This is a genomic window from Dokdonia sp. R86516 (genome assembly GCF_044596715.1).
GTDB lineage: Bacteria > Bacteroidota > Bacteroidia > Flavobacteriales > Flavobacteriaceae > Dokdonia.
In genome coordinates this window covers 2,304,847-2,327,778 of the sequence record NZ_CP138998.1, presented here as the reverse complement: position 1 = coordinate 2,327,778, position 22,932 = coordinate 2,304,847, and the positions used below count along the sequence as shown (strand labels likewise).

The following is a 22,932-nucleotide window of genomic DNA, read 5'->3' as shown; positions in this document are numbered from 1 at the left end:
TCAAAATCATCGCTCAAAGACACAATTTATACGTTTAAATGTTAAAATTTAGTGTACTTGGTCGATTATCGTCTTAATTGTGTGTTTCATAGAGGTTTTCGCCATACTTTCGATGTATCGCAATATTAAACAGCCCCATTATGAAAAATATTACTCTTATTATCTTAGCTCTTTTCTGCTCATCAATACTTGTAGCAGAGATCTCTCCAAAAGAAAAGCAAGCTCTTGTAGATTTATACAATAGCACTAACGGAAATGAGTGGACAAACTCTTGGGACCTTTCTCAAACTCCAGAAAACTGGACAGGTGTAACTATTTTTAGAGATAAAGTATTTGCGGTAAGTCTTAAGGACAACAATCTTACTGGTACAATCCCAGCGAGTATAGGTGACCTTACAGGACTTAAAATATTAAACCTTCAAAAAAATGATTTACACGGAGCGATACCAGCTTCTTTAGGATCTATAAAAGGTCTTAAGACAATCAACTTATCTTTAAACAAACTTGAAGGGAACATCCCTAGCGAAATCCTTGCGATGGGAAGCCTAGAGTACTTAGACCTATTCTTTAATAACTTAAGTGGAGAATTAAAGAGCGATGTAGCTGGATTAAAAAACTTAAAAAGATTAAGTCTTGCAAATAATGACTTTAAAGGTCAACTACCTGTAGCAATCACTTCATTAGAAAAACTTACAGACTTACAACTTAGTAGTAACAACTTCTCTGGTAACTTGCCTAATGGTATTGCTGCATTACCACAATTAAAGAAACTTAACCTTTTTGATAATAACTTCACAGGTGCGTTTCCTACAAAGCTTAATGCTCTTAACTTAGATGAGCTTACATACAATAACAATAACTTTACAGAAACAACTACCCTACTAGCTGGTGGCGAATAAGTTACTAGTCTTTAGGTTAGATTAGTAAGTACCCCAAATCTTTAATTAGATTTAGTTAAGAGCCTCTCCTTTTGGAGAGGTTTTTTAATAGGTATCTATTTTATAATTCCGGGCTTCCTTTTCCTTCTCTTATGAGAATAGGCTCATCACCCGTAAGATCTATTACGGTAGAAGGAACGTTACCTCCATAGCCACCGTCTACAATTACGTCTACGCGGTTCTGCCACTTCTCAAAAATAAGTTCTGGATCTGTGGTATACTCTATCACCTCATCTTCATCATAGATTGACGTAGAGATAATAGGGTTCCCTAGCTCTCTCACAATGGCTCTAGTAATCTCATTATCTGGTACACGTATTCCTACTTCCTTTTTCTTTTTAAACACACTAGGCAAGTTATTATTACCTGGCAATATAAACGTATAAGGTCCTGGTAATGCTCGTTTCAATATTTTAAAGGTCTTAGTATCTATCTGCTTTACATAGTCAGATAAGTTACTTAGGTCTTCACATACAAAGGAGAAATTTGCCTTAGCTAACTTTACTCCTTTTATCTGTGCTACGCGTTCTAGTGCTTTGGTATTTGTAATGTCGCAGCCCAGCGCATACACGGTATCACTTGGATAAATGATAAGTCCGCCGTTTTTTAGAATTTTTACGATTTCTTTTAAATCCTTTGGATTTGGATTCTCTTCGTAGAGTTTTATAAACTTTGACATGGCTGTAATTTTTTGTGAATGTACGAGTAACAATTAATATGCTCATCACGCTTTCGCGAAAGCGTAACTTACCTAATCTACGCGCTCTACTTCGTCCTCAAGTTTGAGTACTTTATCACCATCTTCTTGCTCGATGTATAGCGCCTTGTTTCCAGACTCACCATTGCGAGTGACTTCATTGCCTTTGATAGTTTTGGTTACTTTCTCTGTAAAAGTTTCGGTTACTTTTCCTTCTGCGGTGCCGTTACCCCACTTCCACTGTACTTTTGTTCCTTCCTTAATCATAACTTTTTTATTTAAAGTTACTTATAAGCTTAAAATATCTCGCAGAAACTAACGCAACCTTAACATAAAAGTAAAATCTATGCGTTATACCTTAAAATTGTCTTAATGAAACTACTATATATTCTTTTTGTACTCGCTGCCATGAGCTGGAGCTGCACAGATAGTGATGAGACTAACACAGATGTCATTACTCCTGATATGGAGATGGAAGAAGCCGTTGCGCTCGAGGCGCTTACTCTTACAGATGTTCCCTACGGTAATGACCCTGCGCAGGTGTATGACATTTATTTACCTGCAGGACGTAGTGCTGCCAAAACGAAAATGATTATCCTCATACACGGTGGTGGCTGGACAGAAGGAGATAAGGAAAACGTATCTTCTTTTATAAATCTTGTGCAATCACAACATCCAGATTATGGCGTGGTAAATATGAATTACATACTGGCAAATCCTCCAGCGATACCTGCATTTCCTAATCAGTTTCTGGATGTGCAGGCGGTGATTAATCAGCTTAATGATACGAGTAGCGAGTTGCAATTTAATAACGAGTATGCTTTTATAGGGCTGAGTGCTGGTGCGCATATCGCAATGATGTATGACTACACCTATGATGTGGATGACCAAGTAAAATTTGTAGCCAACATAGTAGGTCCAGCAGATTTTACAGATCCATTTTATGCAGACGGCCCAGGTTTTGAAACCTACATAGCCGCACTTACTGATGAAACTGCCTATCCCGAGGATGCAAATTACAGCGAACTGTTAAGCCCTGCCAAAGTAGTCACTGCAAGTGCTAGCCCTACCCTTCAGTTTTACGGAGATCAAGATCCGCTGGTGCCGCTTACTAATGGTCAGCGACTAGACACGGCGCTTTCTAATGCTGGTGTTCCGCATATCTTTACAATTTATGAAGGTGGTCATGGAGATTGGGATGCTACGAGCTACCTCGATGTACAACAAAAAATAGGCGCTTACATCGACCTCTACTTACCTATTGAAGATTAAATACATATTGTTCAATAATATTACGGGATAGAAGGTGTTCCTGTATAGCTTTCGCGAAAGCGTACTTATCACCATAATAAAATGCTGACATCTTGTGGACGTCAGCATTTGTATTTTTTATCAGCTTGTGTGCGTACTAGCTTACAATCTCAAGCTTAGCAAAACGTAGTAACAATTTTTTGAGACCGCCGTTTTCAAAATTTATTTCTGCTTTTTGATCTTGGCCTTTTCCTTCTAGTCCTACTACAATCCCTTTACCAAAACGGATATGCTTTACCACCGTACCCGGTTCTAGCGCTCCCGCGAGCGAAGATACTGGCTCATTACCGCTAGTAGGTCTTATCTTACGCAACTTGCGTAGCTGGTCTTGTGATGGGTTACCCACTCTAGGTGGCGTACCGCTCACCGGCTTCTTTAATCGTAATTTACTTTTATCTACCTCGCCAAATTCATCTATATCCATGAGTGACTTATAGCGGTTTCTCATCATAGGCGTCTGGTAGTCCAGATACTTATCATCTATTTCCTCTATAAAACGGCTAGGCTCTGCATCTACCAGTTTACCCCAGCGATATCTAGACTCTGTATAAGTAAGGTATGCCTGCTTCTCTGCCCTTGTAAGTGCCACATAAAACAAGCGGCGCTCCTCCTCTAGCTCACTACGCGTGCTCATACTCATACCAGAAGGAAAGAGATCTTCCTCCATACCCACGATGTATACAAATGGAAACTCAAGTCCCTTTGCTAGGTGGATGGTCATTAACGCCACGCGGTCATCATCACCCGTATCATTATCCATACTTGTGGCAAGTGCCACATCTTCTAGAAACTCTGCTAGCGATCCTGTAGTATCTGCCAGTTCCTTTTGCTCCTCTACAAAGTCGCGCATACCGTTGAGCAGCTCCTCTATATTTTCTATACGAGCAACACCCTCTGGAGTTCCATCCTTTTTAAGCTCTTGTAAAAGTCCTGTTTTCTTTGCCACCGTTTCTGCCACGGTAAAGGCATCACTTTGCTCATTAAGAATCTGGAAACTCTTAATCATCGTGACAAAATTCTTAAGCTTGGTCTGTGTACCGCGATTTATATTCATTGAGGGACCCAGTTGTTCAATTTTATCCATCACCTCAAACATAGAGCGGCCATAATGCTTTGCCGCCACCGTAAGCTTGTCTAAGGTAGTACCACCTATACCACGCGCCGGGTAGTTTACCACACGCTTGAGTGCCTCCTCATCTTTAGGATTAACAAGCACGCGCAGGTAGCCCAGCACATCCTTAATTTCCTTACGTTGATAGAATGATAATCCTCCATAAATACGGTATGGGATATCTCGCTTGCGCAAGGCGTCCTCCATCGCACGTGACTGTGCGTTTGTTCTGTAAAGTATCGCAAAGTCACCATTGTTGAGCTGGTGGTTCATTCTATTTTCAAAAATAGAACTCGCCACATAGCGTCCCTCCTCACCATCTGTAGGAGAGCGGTGCACGATAATCTCACCACCATCTGGGTTTGCCGTCCAGACCGTTTTATCCAGTCTGGTTTTGTTTTTTTCTATCACACTGTTTGCCGCCTCCACAATCACTTTTGAAGAACGGTAGTTCTGCTCCAGGCGGTACATTGCTACATTCTCATAATCCTTCTGGAAGTTCAAAATGTTATTAATATTTGCCCCACGGAAGGCGTAGATACTCTGCGAGTCATCTCCCACCACACAGATGTTTTGAAACTTATCAGACAGTGCTTTTACAATAAGATACTGGCTATGGTTTGTATCTTGGTACTCATCTACCAGTATGTACTTAAAACGATTCTGGTATTTATTAAGCACCTCTGGAAAACGATTAAGCAACTCATTTGTGCGTAGTAGTAAATCATCAAAGTCCATCGCCCCTGCCTTAAAACAGCGATCTACATACTCTGCATAAATCTCTCCCATACGCGGGCGTTTTGCCATTGCATCTGCCTCTACCAGCTCAGGATCATTTTGATACGCACGTACCGTAATCAAGCTGTTTTTAAAAGAAGAAATACGGTTTTGTATCTGCTTGTACTTATAGATATCTTTATCCAGCTGCATCTCCTTTATAATCGCGCTTATTAAACGCTGCGAGTCTTGGGTATCATAAATCGTAAAGTTAGACGGGTACCCCAGCTTATCTGCTTCAATACGTAAGATTTTGGCAAAAATGGAGTGAAAGGTTCCCATCCATAAATTCTTTGCCTCAGAGCTACCCACAATATCAGAGATACGCTTTTTCATCTCACGTGCCGCCTTATTTGTAAAGGTGAGTGATAAGATGTTAAAGGCGTCTACTCCCTGTGACATGAGGTAAGCAATACGTAAGGTAAGCACACGCGTTTTACCAGATCCCGCACCTGCAATTACAATTAATGCTCCGTCTTTATGTAGTGTGGGAGCGCGTTGGGCCTCGTTTAAGCCCTCAATATATACTTCTAATTTTGAATCCATAGCAGGGGTACAAAGTACGGATTGATCACAAGAATTAAAACCACAATCTATGATTTTATAGCTCTTTTGTAAACAAAAACAATAGATACGCTTTCGCGAAAATTTGACACCTCACACCTCCCGCGTTCCATGATAACTATTGCTAGCGAGAAGAAGTGTATTTCATTAAAAATGAAGATATTTAGCCTCCAAAACCAATCATCATGAGCACATTCTTTATAAATCACGTTGCTATTTCTGTACAAGATGTAGCCGTCTCCATTGCCTTTTACCAAAAGGTATTTGGGCTTACCGAAATAGAAAACACCGCCTCTGTCTCTCCTACTCGCTGGCTCGCCCTAGGTGATAGCAAGCAGCTGCACCTCATCCCAAGACCAGGCGAAACCGTAATCACAAACAAAGCAGTACACCTTGCACTCGCCACCGCAGATCTTGCTTCCTTTATCACGCACCTTAAAAGTCTCAACATAGATTATGCCGACTGGCGAGGAACACCCACTAAAGATTATGTGCGCAATGACGGGATACAGCAAGTGTACTTCCAAGATCCAGATGGCTACTGGATAGAAGTAAATGACGATGCCTAGCGTCCAGATTTATCATACTGAAACTAAATATTTTACATTTTTTCACCCAAAATGAGGAAATGCGTAAAGAAGTGTGAGTTTGAGGTTGTAGATTAGCTTTTTAGAAAGTGAATGAGTGATTTTACTTTTTTAAATTGAAGACTTAATAATTGTATATGAATAAGAAATCAAGAATAGTAAATGCATATTGGCCTATCATTGGAATCACTGGAATAATTATCAGTCTTACTTTTTTTAATTTTACTAGCAAATGGTATTTAGTAATTATAGGAGGCACCTTAAGCGTTTTGTTGGCATTTCTTTTGGAATACATAATGAACAAGCTGTTCTACATAAAACCAATTGAAACGAAAGCGACAGTAATTACGAGAAAAAGACCAAAACTTAATCCAATAAAACCAACAAACCACGAGGACTTTCAGCCAAATACTAAGCAGAACATTACTACAAAAAAAGAAACAGTTACTGATCTTAGAGAAATCATATCTTCATACGAGGTTGAAGTAAAGACTACAGAGCAATTAAAACAAGAAATAGCAAAAAAAGAAGTCCTTCCAACTTCAGTTAAAGAAATACCACAAGCAGTCTCTAATATTAAACGTGTCAATTATAATTTAATAGAAACAGAAAGCGAGACTGATTTTCCAATCTTAAAAATACCAAATCAAAATTCTATTGTTCGCAAACACAGAAATGGTTCTACTAAAAGACGGGGTTTTAAGGAGACTTCATTTCAAAAATCAATTGAACATTTCTTTTCAGAAAATTTTGAAATATCAGGAAATACTAGATTAAATACTGGAGAAAACACAAGACCTTATGAACCAGACATAGCAATTATTGGTTATAGTGACTACAATATCAGAATTGATATTGAAATTGATGAGCCATACGCAGGTATTACTAGGCAGCCAACACATTGTACAGGCGATGATGTAAATCGAGACAACTATTTTAAAAACAGAGGTTGGATTGTTATAAGATTTTCCGAATACCAAATACATACACAAGAAAAGGAATGTTTGAAATACATCGCAGAGATTATTTCAAGCATTGATTCATCCATTCAAATTCCGTCAGAATTAAAAACAGTCAATAAGATAATTGTTGAAAAAGTTTGGGATGTTGTACAATCCCAAAAATGGGAAAAATTAAAATATAGAGAAGAATATTTAAACCATGAATTTCAAAGAATTGAAGAAGAAAAAGAAATTCTTGAAAGAGGTTTTGACCCACAAGAGATCGAAGAAGAAAAATTTGTGAAAAGCACAAGTTTTGGGAAAGAAGAAATAAGCAGAAAAATCAGTTTTAATCACCATAATACACATAATAGAGATCAACGAATTAAATTCTTTTCTGATAAACATATTTACACAATTGATGGTGTTACGTTTCCATCAGCAAGTACAATTGTAGGACGCTTTTTTCAAGAATTTGATTCATGGGGTATCGCAAGTCGCTTAAGTCCGAACAATCCATTGTTTGGTTTAGATATTGAAGAAATTGTTCGCATATGGAATCAAAAAGGTCAAGATGCGGCAAACTTGGGAACTTTTCTTCACGAACAAATTGAAAATTTTTATCTGAAACAAACATACGAACGAACAGAAGAATTTTATCAATTTGAAAATTTTGTCAATGACCATCCTAATTTAGAACCTCACCGTTCAGAATGGCGAATTTTTGATGATAATTTTGGTGTAGCTGGAACGATAGATCTAATCGTTAAGAATGAACAAAATTTTGATATTTACGATTGGAAACGAAGTAAAAAAATAATAAATGTATTTGACGGTCAACCAATCAAAAATAACCGATGGGGAAAATGTGGTGTCGGAAAATTAAGTCATATCCCTGATACTACTTATAATAAATATTGTTTACAACAAAGTCTCTACAGGTTTATACTTGAAGAAAATTATAATATAAACGTTAACAATATGTATTTAATAATAGTGCATCCTGAATATACAAATTATTACAAAGTTAAAGTTCCATACTTACGAGATGAAGTTAAGAAAATATTGAACACTGTGTAATGAAAAATACTTTCTAAAAGCTTTTATAAATAACTGAAGAATTAATCTTTAAGAAAATGATACCGTCATTTATTATTGATCTTCAAATTTTTAAAAAACAAAATAATAGTAAAATTGAAAAATTCGGCTTGTGTTTAATTCGAAAAGTAACCTCTTATTTTCAGCGTTACTATTCATGTACAAGACCGTTACCATTAATTAAATGAAACACGTCAAAAAGAAATTTTTAGTATCTCATAATGTAGCCGATGATGGCTATAAACATATGCAAACGGTTAAACCGACCGAAGATGATATTAAAAAATATAAAGCAGGAGATTTTGACGATTATATACCTCATATTCTAACTGATAGTCAAAAAATTATTCAATGTTTTAAATACCGAACTGGTAATAAAACATTTATGATTCCAGAACCAAATCCGATTATAATTTATTTCTCAAATGCTCAAAATAACCTTGCGGATATTTTCGAGCAAAGAGAAAAGATGTTTGTCGCACTAAATACAAAAGGAGGAGATATTGGTAATGTTATGAATGCATTTTATAATTTTTTTGGATTCGTTTCAAATTATGTTACATCGTTGTTTAATTCTTTAGAAGCATTTATGAATCACCAGATTCCTAACGACTTTGAATATAAAAGATTTTCAAAACAGAAAACAGAATTGTATAATAAAGAACAGATTCAAAGACAAATTTCCTTTGAGGAGAAGATTAAAAAAGTAATACCACAAGTAAAAGAAAAGAGTTTTCACAGACACCAATCTCATAAATTTGAAACAATATTAAAATTTAAAGAATTTAGAGATGATATAGTGCATACCAAAGTAGACGAAAAAAGCGCGCCGAATTTATATCACAAATTATTCGCTAAATCTTTAGATTATAATTATAACGAGACAATACAAACAGTAAAAGATTATCTAAATTATTATGAATCAGAATTAATAGAAAAATGCAATTGTGGTTCTGACTATTAAACAAAAAAACATGAGCTTATTAGAGTCAATTTTTGAAGGTTTAGCAAAAACCTCTCGCGGAAAAAATAAGTTTCACCTTTTTAAGGGGAAATCTGGAAGTTATTTGAAATTTGGAAGTGAATCAAGTGGAAGAAAAGGCAAAACATTATGGTGGAAAAAAAAATGATTCGCCAATATTTTAAAGGCATATATTTCTTTATTCTTTTTTGTTTTTTAAATGCTTGTAACGATGATGATACTTATCATGAAAAAGTCAATGAAATTAGCGAGGAATATAAAGAGGACAAAAAAGAATTAATATCCGAAATAGTTGTTGAACGTGTTAAAAATAAATCTAACACCGAAAAATTGGTTAAAGAACTTAACCAATTAGAAGGAGATTATGAGGAGAATTTAAACGAGTTAAATGATTTGTTTAAAGGACAAGATCTTATTACGCCTTTCAAAATAGAAAAAACAACTGAAGTTGAATTATCTGGATACGCAATGCAAGTTGAACTAAAGATTAAAAATAGAACGGTCTTCAATGCTATTCTTAACAAAGCTGCTGGTTGGCTTTTTGAAGTATTAATTTTGACTTTGTTCGTGATTTTATTAGGATTTTTTGTTAATTACAGTAAACCATTTGCGTTAATTAGAGTTCTTTTGTCTCATTGGGTAATTATTATAATATTTTTTGCGATTGGAATATTTTTTAGTCCAGCAGAGTATTTTGGTTTAATAGCTTCCGATTTAGAGAATGAAATCGAAAAAATTATTGATTTCAACTTGGATAAAAAACAAAATAATATTTCAGAATCTGAATAGAGAGCACAGACTATCTGTGTAGAACAGCGTATATAAAAACTAACTCGAGTAATTACTAAAACTGCGGCTTGAGGATTTTTGAAAGTTCATGTTATTTTTCTTGCAAGAAATTGTTATTTAAAAATCTAAAAAAATATATGAAAGCTAAATTAAACGGAACATACAAAAGTAGTTTACCTTTAATTGATATTTTTCAAATAAGTAAATTAGTATTGAGGAGATTGTCGGCTTTAGGCAACGAGAGACACAATAATTTTTCCGAAGAACAACTTATTTTTCCTCAGAAGATTCAAGTAAATTCAACTAAATACATAAATAGGATTTCAGAACAAGAACTTAGGTTACTATTTATCGAAGAGTTTGTAAAACTACATCCCACATTCTATTACTCAATAGAAACTCCTACAATTGGTAAATTTTATTTTGGCAAAACCTACGAAGATATTTCTGCAATTAAAACTGGCCAATCTGCATCATTAGACATGTGTATTTTCGAAAGAGATGCTGAAGTCTATAAACGAATTCTAAATATAGAATTTAAGCATCGAAATTCTGGAATAAAAAATACCGGCAAGGACATCCTAAAACTTATTAAAGAGAAACAAGATGGAGCTTTTATACACCTGTTAGAAAACACAAATATTGGTACTATTTGCAATGATAGAGGAACTGGTATTTTTAATAAACTTCATAAATGTTTCCATGACTTTCAATCGAACTGGGTTAATGATAGCAAATCCATTCAAATAATCATTTTCTCTTTAAAACAAAATATTTTATTGTATCGAAATATTTCAAAAAAAGATTTGATGTATTTGAAAGATATTTTTTACATAAATAATGAGCGAATTAAAATGAGTGAAATAAAAGAAAATGGCTGGCAAATAGAAAATTTTGACAAAAACCACCTACCACCTACCACCTACAAATAACTAAATCAAAAAACAACCTCAAACAATATGGAGAATTCTGCATCAGGTGCGCCTGTTTATCGTTATACAAGATCCAGCAGAAATGATTTTGAGTTAGCTACTGGAGGAGATCATACAGCATATAACCCAAGCATTTAAGGAATTAAAATACATTGAATTTCCTCATGTTTTATTCCGAGATATAATAATAAACGAAGAGCGTTTCATAAAAGCATTGGGTAAGTAATTAGGGTTGTGTTCAATCCAAAAACAGACCGCATATTACCAGCGCTACTTTTCATACACGAGAACGTTGTGCATTATTAAATAAACTATGAGAACATTATTTTCCCTTCTGATTTTATTCATTTTTTTGACTTCTTGCAAAGAAAAGGAAACAGAAAACCGTGTTAAAAATTACACCGAAGTTAATTTGAATTTTAGAGATTATGATCCAAGCGAGCATAAAAGCTTTATTGACTTGAAAATTGAAAACGGAATTAATCCTATTGAACAACAGCTGAAAATATCTGATAGCGGAACGGTTTCGTATAACTTCATCAATGAGAAAAAACGAGAGTTAGTATTTAATTACGAGAATAGAGAATTTAGTCTCATCGTTTCACCTAATGAAGAATTAAATGCAGAATTAACGATAGCAGAACTGACTGATTGGCAATCTAAATTCAATGGTTTTAAGATAACTTCAGGCGTAAATGAAGTTACGAACAACCTTATTCTTGCCCATATCTCTTATATAGACAGCTTGATTACACAAGCACCTGACGGATTTAGCAATGACGGAAAGTCTGTTGATATGGACTATAAAAACAAACGAGTTTCTGAAATGCAGGAACAGTTAGCAACATTTGACTCATTTGTAAAGGAAAAGAATATCAATGACAAAACTTTTATCGATTGGAGTACATCACAAATCAGATATCGTGCGGGAAATGATTTGAGTTTATATCCATTTTATGGAACATTCAATAAAGAAATTGACGATGAAAATGATTATTTCAATTTCATTCAAGAAATCAATCCAAATATGAATGATGAATTAACTTATCAATCATACCTGAACTATTTAAAAACATTATCTACAGATTATAGGATAATGAGCAATATAGCAGACAAGTATTCAGATAAAAGAGAACAATTAAAAAACGATAGCCTGTCAAATTTTCCAATCGCATTTAATATGCTTAAAAAGCGTCCGAAAAATGATGAGCGTGAATTATTGATGGCTTATTTATATCGCAAGAATAATAAAGTGCCAGAGACTTATAAAGATAGTCTGGCAAGTTATGTAAACGATGATTTATTAAACCAAGTGAAGTCACTAGAAAAAAATGAGAAATTAGATATAATAACTCTTATTAAAAATTACGACATAACAGAAAGTGAAAAGATGGAACTTTTATCACTTTATAATAATGCAAAAGGGAAAGTTATTTATCACGACTTTTGGTTTAAAAATTGTGCGCCTTGTATGCAAGAACTTCCCAACTTCAACGATTTAATGGCAACAACTAATGAACAAGAAGTTGAATTCATTTTTTATGGAGTTTATATGGAAAATGAGGAATGGGAAAAAACAATAGATGAATTTAAACTCAAAGGCCAACATCATTTACTTACGAAAAACCAATTAGCCTTTTTCGAAAAATATTTTGGAGTTCATGGATTTCCACATCATCAAATAATAAAATCCAACGGACAAATTGGTGATAAAGTTCGTTTTGGAGCCTATCCAAGCAATTTTGACGAAATAAACAAACTGATAGATAAAAACCTCGTTGCGAATAATAACGATGCCTAACAAAGAACTGAGCTAAAAAACAACCCCAAACAATATGGAAAAATCTGAATCAGGTGCGCCTATTTATCGTTACACAGAATCCAATAGAAATGATTTTGAGTTAGCTACAGGAGGAGATCATATAGATGATATATCAGATCATATTGAAAAACATATTGGAGAGATTCATATGGTATTTCACGAACTTGTATCAAATCAAGTTCACATTGATATACACTGGGTAAGGCCTACAGAAGAAAGACCATTTCATACACTCGTTACTTCTGGCATGAGTGATAAGGCAATGAATACACCAGACGATGTTATAAATTGCGATTATGCAGAAATAAGTATTTGTCTACCGGCATCCTGGAAAATCTCTGAAGAAGACTTTAAGGATGAAAACAACTACTGGCCTATTAGATGGTTAAAACAAATAGCTAGATTCCCTCACGAATACAACACCTGGGTTGGTTACGGGCACACCATTCCCAATGGCAAACCCGCCGAGCCTTTTGCTCCAAACACACAGCTTAACACCATGGTACTCTTACCAACTATTGTTTTTAAGGAAGATTTCCATTCACTAAAGTTGGCAAACAAAACCATTGACTTTTACTCATTAATACCGCTATATACCGATGAAGTTAATGTAAAGATTAAAAAAGGCGTAGAAGCGCTTTTTGACGGTTTTGACAAGCACGCCGTGACAGATATATTAGAATTAAACAGGCCTAATACTGCCAAAAGAAAAAAGCTTTTTGGGTTGTTTTAGGGAGGATAACTTTTAAATCAATGTTACTAAAAAGGAAAAAAGATAAATCGATGAAATTAAAAAACAAACCTACAGAAGCGCTACAAACTAAACTCAATAGCACCAAAAAAATCATGCAAGTGCTATCTACACTTACCATAATTGCCGCTGTTTTTTTTGTTTACAATTGGATCATGAATGATGATGGAATTGATTCTTCTTTCTCACTAATTACTATCGCAATGGTTTTAGGGATTATATTTTTGGATAAAAAATACAAGAACATAAAGGCAGAATTACAAACACGAGAATAGTATACCTATTAAAATTTGAGGATTAGGGTTGAGTTTAATCTGGAAAGTTAGTATTGTTTAAAGTGATGCTATTCTTAAAGGAGACCATTGTGTGAAATAATAAGAAATTGTAGTTAATGTATTTAAAAGGGTATAGATTAAAAACATCAATCATTAATAATTCAATCACACTCCCAAAATGGGACTTTGGCGGTGACAAACCTTGGACGAATAATTCTTGGAATAATACAATAGCGTCTATTAGGAAATTTAGTGAAGCTGATTATCCTCTACATGTATTAGACTTGGACAATCCAGATTTATCAGAAACTCATTTAAAAGATAAATCAGCTTTTGAAGAATGGTTAAAAGAATCAATGAAATAAACATATGAAAAACAATATCCTAATCTTCATCATCCTCCTAGTAGCAACTATAAATAAAAGCTACAGTCAAGAAACTGTTCATTTTGATAGAGTGTTTCACTATAGAACTGACGATCTAAAAAGCACTAACAAAAGAGAATACATAACTACAGATAGTATTATTGAAATAAAGGATTACAACAAGCACGGCCTCTTTAGAACAGGGAAATTTTACGGGTTTACAAACCTCTATAACCTTGAGGAATTCATTTATTTTAATACAACAAATCAATATGACAGAAATCCCAAACTAAAAACAGAAAACAGAGAGGGAACCGTAATATATTACAGTAAAGATGGACATAAAATGTCTGAACAATTTCTTGTAGGAGAACAAACAAAGCAAATACAGCTCTGGAATAATCAAAAACCTTTTCTAACCAATGGCACTGGAACTTTTAAATGTGACTCCGAGAAGAAGAATGAAAAGATCGTTAGAATTTATAAAGATTCATTAGAAATTGAGGGCTTCATTGTAAGAGAATCAAGAAATGATACTATTTATATCAAAACGGATACAAAGGCATACCCAAAATCAGGGCTACAGTCTTTTTACAAACAGATTGCTAAAAATTTTAAATACCCAAGTTTTGCTCAACTACTAGGAATAGATAAAAAAATCACCATCAGCTTTGTGGTAGATGAAAATGGAAAATTGACTGATTTTGAGCCTCTAAATAGTACTAGTTTAAATTTTGAAAAAAAAGCAATCCGCCGACTTGAACAATTACCTAAGTGGAATCCAGCAACCCGGAATGGTAAGGGTGTTAAAACAAAATTTCAAATACCGCTTACTTTTAAGCATTGATAATGCATTGGAGTTAAAATTTATTAAAAGTGTAGACAAAAAACGAATTGAAAATGAATTGCTTCCTATTTGGTATATGAAGATGATATACGGAATACAACTATCCTCTGAATATGAACATATAGAGCAAGTAAAAAATTGAAGTGAAGGAATTAGGGTTGAGTTTAACCTGAAATGATAGTATTGTTTAAAGTGCTACTTTTCTTAAAGGAGACCGTTGACTATAATTAAAAAAAACTTTGTGAAGAGAAAAAAAACCACAAACTGGAAGAATCGAGGATTTGAATTCTTATCAATATTCATAGCCGTAATTTCAGCTTTTGCTTTGAATAATTGGAATGAAAATAGAAGAGATGATAATTCTGGGAATAAAATATTAATTGAAATTTCTAATGGATTAAAGAAAGATTTAGATGATATAAAACTAAATAAAATGGGGCATCAGATGGGGATTTCAGCTTGCAAATATTTCGGAGATTTAATCTCTGGGAAAAGAATTGATAAAGACTCCATAGTATCTAATTACTTTATTTTGACTAGAGATTTCGTGTCTATTCAGAATGTAGCAGGTTACGAAACTTTAAAGTCACAAGGTTTGGAGCTAATAAACAATGACAGTTTAAGACTTCAAATTATATCATTATATGAATACAACTATAATACTTTACAAAAATTAGAAGAAGAATACTCAGAAATGCAATTTCAAGAAAGCTATTTTAAAGAGATAAATAATGAATTAGCGCCAAACTTTAATTTTGATGATAATGGTAAAATTTCAGGAATCAATTTACCATTAAAAATAACAGAAGATAAAAAGAAGATTTTACTCTCGTATTTATGGAAAATACAAACAAATAGAGAATTCATATTAGGGTTTTATGGCGAAATTGAGAATAAAATACTTGGAATACAACAACAAATAAGTACGAAAAATAATAGCTAATAAATTGTAAATAAATAGGACAATGAAATTGACCGGATTCTAAAGCCAAGCGGAAAGTTCTCATTGATTGATGTTTCTGTACCGAAAATCAGAATTTTAAAACCTTTTTATATGTTTTACTTAAAGAATATTATTCCGATTTTAGGGAAAGTATTTTTAGGAAGTCCTGAGACCTACAAGATACTAGGTATTTACACTCAAGAATTCGGGAACTCTAAAAATGTATATGGTATTTTTAATAAAGCCAATTTTGAAGTTGAGTATATTGAATATTTTTTCGGTTGCGCCAGCGGAATTAAAGGTGTAAAAAAATAACCTTATGTAATTAAGAACAGAATTAAAAAGAGTATCAAAACATTGGAATTCTAAGTGTTCTCTCCAAGTTTTAAACAGATTAAAAATATATGAAAAAACTTATTCTTTTACTATCTATCGTTTGCCTTGCAGCTTGCAATAGCCTAGACAATTTCCCTAAATTGGAGCACTCTGCTAAATTAAGCTTTAAAGATGCGTATGAAAATGACACCATATCTTTTCAATTAAAGAACCCTCTTATGTGTCCCATAAGCGTCAGGCTTGTTAAAGATGCTACGTATCCTGACCTAGCAACACTATTCGGGCATGTAACCTTGAGAAAACAGCAAGACACCATCATTAAGATTCATTATCCTGATGTAGAATCTACTGTAAAACCAAAATACAGCATTGAATATGGAGATTTACAGCGTAAAATTAATAAAAGCAGCATAGGATTACCATTTCCAAAGGGCAAACAATACAAAATCATACAAGGCTTTAACAACAGCTTTTCTCATAATAAAATCACGAGTAAGTATGCTATTGATTTCGATCTAAGCATAGGGGATACCATCGTAAGTGTAGATGATGGATATGTGGTAGCCTTGATTGAGAAATACAAAGATCATGGTACAAGCCAGCAATGGAGGGACAATGATAGAAGTAATTACCTAACCGTTTACCATCCTGACAGTGGTTTGTACTCTCAATATGTACACTTAAACTATGAAGGAGCAATCGTTGAGCTTGGTGATTATGTGGAGAAAGGGCAACCCATCGCTATTAGTGGAATGACAGGTTTCACCACCGTTGAGCATCTACATTTTAATGTTAGAATTCCATCTGAAACTAATGGTCTCATATCTACCGAGTATACATTTGACAATGCCGTAGACGCAAGTACATTAAAAAAAGGTGATGTAGTCAGAAATTACAATGAATAGAAAAATGTCTACCCATTTACTTGATACGGTTTGAGTAATTACGCTTTCGCGAAAGCGTGCCTGAAACAATTAATACCTTCATGAAACATATTTTAGTTCTCCTAGTCTGCTTACATCTTACCAGTTCATTTAGTCAAATAGATGAACATGAAAAAGAGGAGCATTTTATTAAAATCTGGGGCTTACTAAAATATTACCACCCAGATATAAGTAACGGCGCCTATAACGTCAATACAGAATTTATTCAGGAATATCAAAAACTGACCTCACTAAAGACAAGAGAAGCTTTTGACAAGGAAATGATTGCTTGGATAGAAAGTTATGGCACCTCAGATTTTGACATAAAAGAGGACTTTGAACAAGAGCTTTTTACCAAAAACTATAATTTCAAGTGGGTTCTTGAGTCTGGTTATAGCGTTCAGCTATCGCAGCTACTTAGTGACTTAAAAAATAACACCAACTATAAAAGTCATTATGCTGATATTAAAAAACTAAACAGTTCTATTGATTTTAGTAATGATGGTGCCCTAGCAGATTTTGATTACACTAATAATGCACATAGGCTACTCTTTCTTGCTTCGTTCTGGAATACGATGAATTACTGGAATGTGAATGTATACCTAACAGATACATCGTGGGAACAAACTCTTAGCAAACTAATACCAGCTTTTAGCGCTGAAGGAAAGGAGAATTTTGAAAAAGCCAAGGAGCATTTATTTAGCAAGCTCAACGATTCGCATTCCAATTATCAATATAGCTTCACGCTAAATTCATTAGATAAGTTCCCGAACTTTGGCGGGAGAATCATTAATGATTCCTTAGTGATTACATCTGTGTACAATACAAAGATATTTCAAGAAGACTCATTAACTAAAGGCGACGTAATTTATGCCGTGGATGGCGTTAAACTTGAAACCTATTACAACACTAAATTTTCTAATGTAATAAGTGCCTCAAACAAGAACCATCTAAGGCGCGCTATTGAAAAAACCTATTTACTGGCATCGACTAAAGATTCGGTTCTTGTTAGTATTTTAAAAACAAATGGTCAAAACAGAGAACAGTATATCCAACTAAGCCCTTTAGCATATCCCTACCAAAAGTATGAACGCTTAAAACCTACTGAAAGTGAGGATTGGAAAGAAATAAGTGATAAGATTGGATATATAAATCTAAATAAGATTGATAAAAACCAACTGAAAGCAGCTTTTCACGATTTTGAGCTATTTAAAGGTGTCATCATAGATCTACGTAACTACCCAAAAAATATAAGTACTGCAGATATCGCAAAGTACCTGTATCCAGAGAGAACGAGATTTTTAAAAACGCTAACCGCCGTAAAACCTGCTTATGGAAACTATGGAGCAAATGCGGCGACAAGTTTTATCATGGACCCATTTAAAGCGGGAAAGAAAAATAAGAACTACTTTAAAGGAAAAGTAGTATTGCTAGTAGATAGAACAACGGCAAGCATGGCAGAATGGATGGGAATGGCTATCCAAGCATCACCTAACTGTATTACCATAGGTGAGAAAACCTTTGGTGCGGTTATGAATAGAAATGAAGTACCACTCATGGACGGTACTAAAATTGATTTTACAGCAGTGGGTGCTTTCTATCCAAATGATGAAGGTGTGCAACGTAAAGGATTACGACTAGATCATGAGATAAAAGAGAGTGCGCTACACTATGATAATGAACTATTTATTAAGGAAGCAATAGGTTTAATTAGGGAGGAGTGACACCTTACCACCCTCAAAACTAAACACTTGTTGCCACAAAAATTATCAGCCCCAATAAATTCATTGTATATTTAGAATCATATTTATTGATTAATTATTGTAATACTTATTACAATCTAATATCCCTATACGATGAAGAAAATTACGTTTTTTCTATTTCTTGCGCTTGCGATGTCTATGATATCGAGCGACACCCTTTACGCACAAAACGATGTACTCGCCGAACTTGAACGAATAGCTATTGTAGATCAAAAGGTCATGATGCCTATGCGTGATGGCATACGCCTCGCTACTGATATTTATAGACCAAAGACGAGCGGTAAGGTGCCTATAATTTTCTCGCGAACTCCTTATAATTTTAATTCTTGGGGTGATGGAAAACAAAGAACAAGAACAGCACAAAGAGCGCTAGAAGCTGTAAAAAGAGGATATGCTTACGTGGTTCAAAATGAAAGAGGAAGATACTACTCTGAAGGCGAATGGGATATTCTAGGAGTACCGCTCACAGATGGATATGATGCATTTACATGGATGAAAAATCAATCCTGGTCTAACGGAAAGATTGGCACACTTGGCTGCTCCTCTACTGCAGAGTGGCAAATGGCGGTTGCAGCATTAGACCATCCTTCACATGCAGCTATGGTACCGCAAGGCTATGGAGCTGGCGTAGGGAGAATAGGCGATATTCAAGAGCAAGGAAATTGGTATCGCGGTGGTGTTGAGCAAATGCTCTTTTTCTCCTGGTTATATGGTGTGGAACATGATAAATTTAAACCTCGTATTCCCGCAGGAGCGACACAAGAGGATTTAATTAGAATTTCACGATTTTATGATTTAGCACCAGAAAATCCGCCAGTGGATATGGCAGAGGCTTTGAAGCACTTACCTATTCAAGATATATTAAAAAACATCAACGGTAAGAACGAGATTTTTGACAAAATGATACGTCGTAAACCTAACGACAAAGCATGGTTTGAAGGAGGAATCTATCATGACAACAAAGATATTGGTGTCCCTAGTTTCTGGTTTGCCTCTTGGTATGATGTTTCTATCACTCCTAACCTAGCACTATTTAATCACGTTAGAAATAATACTAAGGATGCCACTGTAAGAGATAATCAATATCTCGTGATTGCTCCTACCCTACACTGTGCATACACAAGAGCAACCGAAAATACAATTGTGGGAGAGCGCAGCGTAGGTGATGCAACACTCAATTATGAAGAGCAGATTTATGGCTGGTTTGATTTATGGCTCAAGGGCGAAAAGAATGATTTCAAAGAAAAAACACCTAGGGTTCAGTACTACACAATGGGTAGCAATAAGTGGCAAGCTGCCGAAACCTGGCCACCTAAAAAAGCAAAACCTACCACCTATTATTTAAAGAGTAATGGAAATGCCAATAGCCGTTTTGGAGACGGAACATTATCTACAACTAAAGCTACTGCAGATAATGCAGACGGCTTTACTTATGACCCAATGCAACCAGTTCCTTCTTATGGTGGTAATGTATGTTGTACAGGCAACGCCGTTCAAGGTGGTGCTTTTGATCAACAACAAATGGAAACTAGAAACGATATCTTAGTGTATACCACAGATCCGCTAGAGGAAGGTGTAGAAGTATCTGGTTTTATAAATAGCACCTTATACGTATCATCTGATGTAAAAGACACCGACTTTACTATCAAACTAATTGATGTTTATCCAGACGGTACAGCTTACAATCTGGATGAAACGATACAGCGTGCAAGATACCGAGAAGGATATGACAAAGAGGTATTTATGAAGGAGGGCGAGGTGTACAAACTAGACCTCACACCAATGTCTACTAGTAACTATTTCAAAAAGGGACATCGTATTCGTGTAGAAATCTCAAGCAGTAACTTCCCACGTTTTGCTCGCAATCTAAATACAGGAGGAAATAATTATGATGAAAAAGAAGGTATTGTAGCGCATAATAAGATCCATCACTCTGCGGTACACGCATCATCTATCGAACTGCCGATAATCAAAAATTAGATAACAATCATCACCATAAGTTTTCAATGTACAATAGCTTGACTATTTACTAGCTCTGCCATTTCATTGTTAAACCTTCATTAAAAAATAATAATTCACAGTGCGAGTCTTTGCTATTGCAAGCGACTCGCATACTTTTGTAAAATCGTTTTATCTGCTCATACTTTACGTGAATTTTTAAGTAAATTAATGGTTTACATTACTTGTAATTAGCCACATTTACACTAATTGAAATAAGTACTATTTGAGAGTATTTACTGTTAGGAATAGCTGATAAAAGCGTCTAAAATTATCCTTTAAAAAATTAATATTCAAGGTGTCTTTATGTGATGAAGACACACTTTTAAAACTTATAAATGTTACACTACATCAAAGAAGTACTCGATAATATGCCCAACGACTGGATAGGTCTCACCACCCATCGATTGGATATTTATAATGAACAGCTTGCAAAATCAGAGTTTTTAGATGAATTTGAAGCTTTATACAACGAGAAAAATGCAACTACTGTTGCTCTAGCAAATCTTCCTACAGCTTATGATTACATAAGGTTAGGCCACCCACTTTCTAGTATTCTAGAATGGAGCGTTGCGAGATTACTAGACCTTGAAGCAGATAGTGTTATTAGCTTTGACTCTATTACCGTTCCAGTACTTGCCGTGCTGAGAAAGAATTTATTAGACGGTAAAAAGACACAAATCAACTATACGGGAAAACTTCCTGCTATTTTTGATGCAGAAGCCTTGAGAAAAGTTTACGGATACCACTTTGAACTTAATCAAGTGGACGGCCCAGAAGATATTTCGGCTTTTGACGGGAGTACTGTTTATCTCTCGCAAGAGGACCAAATAAAGGCAGAACCTATAGCAAACAGTGTTGATTTTCACGTAAGTGTATATGAAAATATAGGGAGTCTACTCGTTATAAATGGTGAGAAGAACGCACACTATATTTCAGATATCCAACATGTGCGCAGAAGAGAGACTATCGCCATGACGCCATCAAATTCTTTGGTAGCATTAAAATCATTAGTAAATAATGCTCCTATAGATTACACAGCAGGTGATGTAGCAAAAGACAAAGCGCGTGTACATGAACTCATCAAAGAAGTAAATGGAACCGACACAGAGCCTCTAGTGGCTTCTAGCGGACTTTCTATACAATATGCTATCATGATGGGATTAGTAGACGATGCTATCAATAAACACCCTGGAAAGGCGATTAAATTTATTGTCCCTCCTAACTGTTATGGAGGTACAAATGATCAGGCTAGACGTGTTGCTGCTTGCCTTGATAATGTAGAAGTAGTAGATCTACCGGTAGATGGTGATAATGATATGGTGCAAAGCGTAGACAGTGTGCTTACCAAAATAGCTGCAGAGGACGCAGTACCCTATATTATTGCAGAAATACCAACGAACCCAAGAGTAGAAGTTCCAGATCTTTTACAACTAAAAGAGGCGCTTAGTAAAAAACGCACTACCCCTACTGGAGCAACGGCAATAGACCCTGTTTTTATTCTTGACCAAACGTTTTGCCCTAATGTTCATTTCTTAGGAGAAGATAAGATACTATCTACCGTGCGCACTATTTCTTATGCCAGCGGATCAAAATTTCCAAGTGGTGGTAAGTGTACTGCAGGCTATTGCGTAGTTAATAATAAAGCAGAAGACCTCATTAAGAGCATTTCTTTTCACCTTGAGCTTTGTGATAACGAGGCGACAGATTTACAATATGAGATTCTAGCCGCACAATTACCTTCTATGAACGAGCGCATAGCCGCAGCTTATGTAAATACGCGTGAGTTTGTGACCTTTATAGAAAAAGAACTTCCAGATGCAAAAATTAATTTTGTATCAGAAGAGCTAGCAGCACAAGGATTTACTCCTTCTGTATTTTCTCTGGACTTACCAACTAAAGGAGCCAATGATATAGAAAGAGAGCAATATAAAAGAGCTCTCAATCTTAAACTCATTAACTTAATGATTACAGAGATTCCTAATGAAAGTAAGTTTTGTGTAAGTTACGGCCAGCTCAAAGGCTGTTACTGGACAATTCCAGCGACATCCACACAAGGAACTACAAAGGAAGGTGATAAAGATTACATCGTGAGAGCTTCTCTCTCGCCAGATTTAGATCTCGATCTACATAAAAAGGTATTTTTAGATTTTGTAAAATCTATATAACATAAAAAGGGAGA

22 protein-coding genes are annotated in these 22,932 nt (G+C 35.0%); 19 read left to right on the top strand and 3 right to left on the bottom strand.

Going from position 1 to position 22,932, the window contains the following annotated elements; genetic code table 11:
- The first annotated feature begins 140 nt into the window (after positions 1–140).
- Complete coding sequence (locus SJY23_RS10440; protein ID WP_051583937.1) at positions 141–899, top strand: hypothetical protein; 759 nt, start codon at positions 141–143, stop codon at positions 897–899.
- 100 nt (positions 900–999) lie between these two features.
- Here SJY23_RS10440 and SJY23_RS10435 read toward each other — a convergent pair whose 3' ends face one another.
- Together SJY23_RS10435 and SJY23_RS10430 are read right to left on the bottom strand one after the other, a co-directional pair.
- Entirely contained in the window at positions 1,000–1,617 is a 618-nt protein-coding gene (locus SJY23_RS10435) for an L-threonylcarbamoyladenylate synthase (RefSeq protein ID WP_035337672.1), read from the bottom strand.
- Between the two features lie 72 nt (positions 1,618–1,689).
- On the bottom strand, positions 1,690–1,902 hold the full coding sequence (locus tag SJY23_RS10430) for a DUF2945 domain-containing protein (protein WP_396596297.1): 213 nt from the start codon (positions 1,900–1,902) through the stop codon (positions 1,690–1,692).
- A gap of 105 nt (positions 1,903–2,007) precedes the next feature.
- Here SJY23_RS10430 and SJY23_RS10425 point away from each other — a divergent pair, with 105 nt between their 5' ends.
- Complete coding sequence (locus SJY23_RS10425) at positions 2,008–2,907, top strand: alpha/beta hydrolase fold domain-containing protein (RefSeq protein ID WP_396596296.1); 900 nt, start codon at positions 2,008–2,010, stop codon at positions 2,905–2,907.
- Between the two features lie 136 nt (positions 2,908–3,043).
- On the opposite strand, the gene SJY23_RS10420 is transcribed toward SJY23_RS10425, so the two are convergent.
- Positions 3,044–5,380, bottom strand: coding sequence for an ATP-dependent helicase (locus SJY23_RS10420; protein ID WP_396596295.1), 2,337 nt, complete (start codon positions 5,378–5,380; stop codon positions 3,044–3,046).
- A gap of 203 nt (positions 5,381–5,583) precedes the next feature.
- Here SJY23_RS10420 and SJY23_RS10415 point away from each other — a divergent pair, with 203 nt between their 5' ends.
- The 17 genes from SJY23_RS10415 (at position 5,584) to SJY23_RS10335 (ending at position 22,918) form a co-directional block, all read left to right on the top strand.
- Complete coding sequence (locus SJY23_RS10415) at positions 5,584–5,967, top strand: VOC family protein (RefSeq protein WP_396596294.1); 384 nt, start codon at positions 5,584–5,586, stop codon at positions 5,965–5,967.
- Positions 5,968–6,122: 155 nt separating this feature from the next.
- Positions 6,123–8,006 carry a hypothetical protein gene (locus SJY23_RS10410; RefSeq protein ID WP_396596293.1) on the top strand — a complete coding sequence of 628 codons (1,884 nt, stop codon included), beginning with the start codon at positions 6,123–6,125 and terminating at the stop codon, positions 8,004–8,006.
- Positions 8,007–8,208: 202 nt separating this feature from the next.
- The gene (locus tag SJY23_RS10405) at positions 8,209–8,988 is read left to right on the top strand and encodes a hypothetical protein (protein ID WP_396596292.1); all 780 of its coding nucleotides are present in this window, start codon (positions 8,209–8,211) and stop codon (positions 8,986–8,988) included.
- Positions 8,989–8,998: 10 nt separating this feature from the next.
- Entirely contained in the window at positions 8,999–9,154 is a 156-nt protein-coding gene (locus SJY23_RS10400; RefSeq protein ID WP_396596291.1) for a hypothetical protein, read from the top strand.
- On the top strand, positions 9,136–9,795 hold the full coding sequence (locus SJY23_RS10395) for a hypothetical protein (RefSeq protein WP_396596290.1): 660 nt from the start codon (positions 9,136–9,138) through the stop codon (positions 9,793–9,795). The genes SJY23_RS10400 and SJY23_RS10395 overlap by 19 nt, the downstream gene beginning before the upstream one ends.
- Positions 9,796–9,932: 137 nt before the next feature.
- Positions 9,933–10,727 carry a hypothetical protein gene (locus SJY23_RS10390; RefSeq protein WP_396596289.1) on the top strand — a complete coding sequence of 265 codons (795 nt, stop codon included), beginning with the start codon at positions 9,933–9,935 and terminating at the stop codon, positions 10,725–10,727.
- A gap of 313 nt (positions 10,728–11,040) precedes the next feature.
- A complete protein-coding gene (locus tag SJY23_RS10385) occupies positions 11,041–12,528 on the top strand; it encodes a TlpA family protein disulfide reductase (protein ID WP_396596288.1) in 1,488 nt (495 codons plus the stop codon).
- A 34-nt stretch (positions 12,529–12,562) separates the two neighbouring features.
- Entirely contained in the window at positions 12,563–13,282 is a 720-nt protein-coding gene (locus SJY23_RS10380; protein WP_396596287.1) for a suppressor of fused domain protein, read from the top strand.
- 50 nt (positions 13,283–13,332) lie between these two features.
- Positions 13,333–13,575 (top strand): hypothetical protein, encoded by a 243-nt coding sequence (locus SJY23_RS10375; protein ID WP_396596286.1) that lies wholly within the window; start codon positions 13,333–13,335, stop codon positions 13,573–13,575.
- Between the two features lie 116 nt (positions 13,576–13,691).
- Positions 13,692–13,940 carry a hypothetical protein gene (locus SJY23_RS10370; protein ID WP_396596285.1) on the top strand — a complete coding sequence of 83 codons (249 nt, stop codon included), beginning with the start codon at positions 13,692–13,694 and terminating at the stop codon, positions 13,938–13,940.
- Between the two features lie 4 nt (positions 13,941–13,944).
- Positions 13,945–14,787 carry an energy transducer TonB gene (locus SJY23_RS10365; RefSeq protein ID WP_396596284.1) on the top strand — a complete coding sequence of 281 codons (843 nt, stop codon included), beginning with the start codon at positions 13,945–13,947 and terminating at the stop codon, positions 14,785–14,787.
- 241 nt (positions 14,788–15,028) lie between these two features.
- Positions 15,029–15,730, top strand: coding sequence for a DUF6090 family protein (locus SJY23_RS10360; RefSeq protein ID WP_396596283.1), 702 nt, complete (start codon positions 15,029–15,031; stop codon positions 15,728–15,730).
- Between the two features lie 27 nt (positions 15,731–15,757).
- The gene (locus tag SJY23_RS10355) at positions 15,758–16,045 is read left to right on the top strand and encodes a class I SAM-dependent methyltransferase (protein WP_396598116.1); all 288 of its coding nucleotides are present in this window, start codon (positions 15,758–15,760) and stop codon (positions 16,043–16,045) included.
- 89 nt (positions 16,046–16,134) lie between these two features.
- The gene (locus tag SJY23_RS10350) at positions 16,135–16,971 is read left to right on the top strand and encodes a M23 family metallopeptidase (RefSeq protein ID WP_396596282.1); all 837 of its coding nucleotides are present in this window, start codon (positions 16,135–16,137) and stop codon (positions 16,969–16,971) included.
- Between the two features lie 80 nt (positions 16,972–17,051).
- Complete coding sequence (locus tag SJY23_RS10345) at positions 17,052–18,713, top strand: S41 family peptidase (protein WP_396596281.1); 1,662 nt, start codon at positions 17,052–17,054, stop codon at positions 18,711–18,713.
- Positions 18,714–18,845: 132 nt separating this feature from the next.
- Positions 18,846–20,732: a CocE/NonD family hydrolase gene (locus SJY23_RS10340; RefSeq protein ID WP_396596280.1), complete on the top strand. Its 1,887-nt coding sequence runs from the start codon at positions 18,846–18,848 to the stop codon at positions 20,730–20,732.
- 356 nt (positions 20,733–21,088) lie between these two features.
- The gene (locus SJY23_RS10335; protein ID WP_396596279.1) at positions 21,089–22,918 is read left to right on the top strand and encodes a cystathionine beta-synthase; all 1,830 of its coding nucleotides are present in this window, start codon (positions 21,089–21,091) and stop codon (positions 22,916–22,918) included.
- Positions 22,919–22,932: the final 14 nt, after the last annotated feature.

What these genes read in the sequence shown, in the direction of transcription:
- SJY23_RS10440 (WP_051583937.1), top strand. Translation starts at nt 141, where the DNA reads ATGAAAAATATTACTCTTATTATCTTAGCTCTTTTCTGCTCATCAATA.
- SJY23_RS10435 (WP_035337672.1), bottom strand. Translation starts at nt 1,617, where the DNA reads ATGTCAAAGTTTATAAAACTCTACGAAGAGAATCCAAATCCAAAGGAT.
- SJY23_RS10430 (WP_396596297.1), bottom strand. Translation starts at nt 1,902, where the DNA reads ATGATTAAGGAAGGAACAAAAGTACAGTGGAAGTGGGGTAACGGCACC.
- SJY23_RS10425 (WP_396596296.1), top strand. Translation starts at nt 2,008, where the DNA reads ATGAAACTACTATATATTCTTTTTGTACTCGCTGCCATGAGCTGGAGC.
- SJY23_RS10420 (WP_396596295.1), bottom strand. Translation starts at nt 5,380, where the DNA reads ATGGATTCAAAATTAGAAGTATATATTGAGGGCTTAAACGAGGCCCAA.
- SJY23_RS10415 (WP_396596294.1), top strand. Translation starts at nt 5,584, where the DNA reads ATGAGCACATTCTTTATAAATCACGTTGCTATTTCTGTACAAGATGTA.
- SJY23_RS10410 (WP_396596293.1), top strand. Translation starts at nt 6,123, where the DNA reads ATGAATAAGAAATCAAGAATAGTAAATGCATATTGGCCTATCATTGGA.
- SJY23_RS10405 (WP_396596292.1), top strand. Translation starts at nt 8,209, where the DNA reads ATGAAACACGTCAAAAAGAAATTTTTAGTATCTCATAATGTAGCCGAT.
- SJY23_RS10400 (WP_396596291.1), top strand. Translation starts at nt 8,999, where the DNA reads ATGAGCTTATTAGAGTCAATTTTTGAAGGTTTAGCAAAAACCTCTCGC.
- SJY23_RS10395 (WP_396596290.1), top strand. Translation starts at nt 9,136, where the DNA reads ATGGTGGAAAAAAAAATGATTCGCCAATATTTTAAAGGCATATATTTC.
- SJY23_RS10390 (WP_396596289.1), top strand. Translation starts at nt 9,933, where the DNA reads ATGAAAGCTAAATTAAACGGAACATACAAAAGTAGTTTACCTTTAATT.
- SJY23_RS10385 (WP_396596288.1), top strand. Translation starts at nt 11,041, where the DNA reads ATGAGAACATTATTTTCCCTTCTGATTTTATTCATTTTTTTGACTTCT.
- SJY23_RS10380 (WP_396596287.1), top strand. Translation starts at nt 12,563, where the DNA reads ATGGAAAAATCTGAATCAGGTGCGCCTATTTATCGTTACACAGAATCC.
- SJY23_RS10375 (WP_396596286.1), top strand. Translation starts at nt 13,333, where the DNA reads ATGAAATTAAAAAACAAACCTACAGAAGCGCTACAAACTAAACTCAAT.
- SJY23_RS10370 (WP_396596285.1), top strand. Translation starts at nt 13,692, where the DNA reads ATGTATTTAAAAGGGTATAGATTAAAAACATCAATCATTAATAATTCA.
- SJY23_RS10365 (WP_396596284.1), top strand. Translation starts at nt 13,945, where the DNA reads ATGAAAAACAATATCCTAATCTTCATCATCCTCCTAGTAGCAACTATA.
- SJY23_RS10350 (WP_396596282.1), top strand. Translation starts at nt 16,135, where the DNA reads ATGAAAAAACTTATTCTTTTACTATCTATCGTTTGCCTTGCAGCTTGC.
- SJY23_RS10345 (WP_396596281.1), top strand. Translation starts at nt 17,052, where the DNA reads ATGAAACATATTTTAGTTCTCCTAGTCTGCTTACATCTTACCAGTTCA.
- SJY23_RS10340 (WP_396596280.1), top strand. Translation starts at nt 18,846, where the DNA reads ATGAAGAAAATTACGTTTTTTCTATTTCTTGCGCTTGCGATGTCTATG.
- SJY23_RS10335 (WP_396596279.1), top strand. Translation starts at nt 21,089, where the DNA reads ATGTTACACTACATCAAAGAAGTACTCGATAATATGCCCAACGACTGG.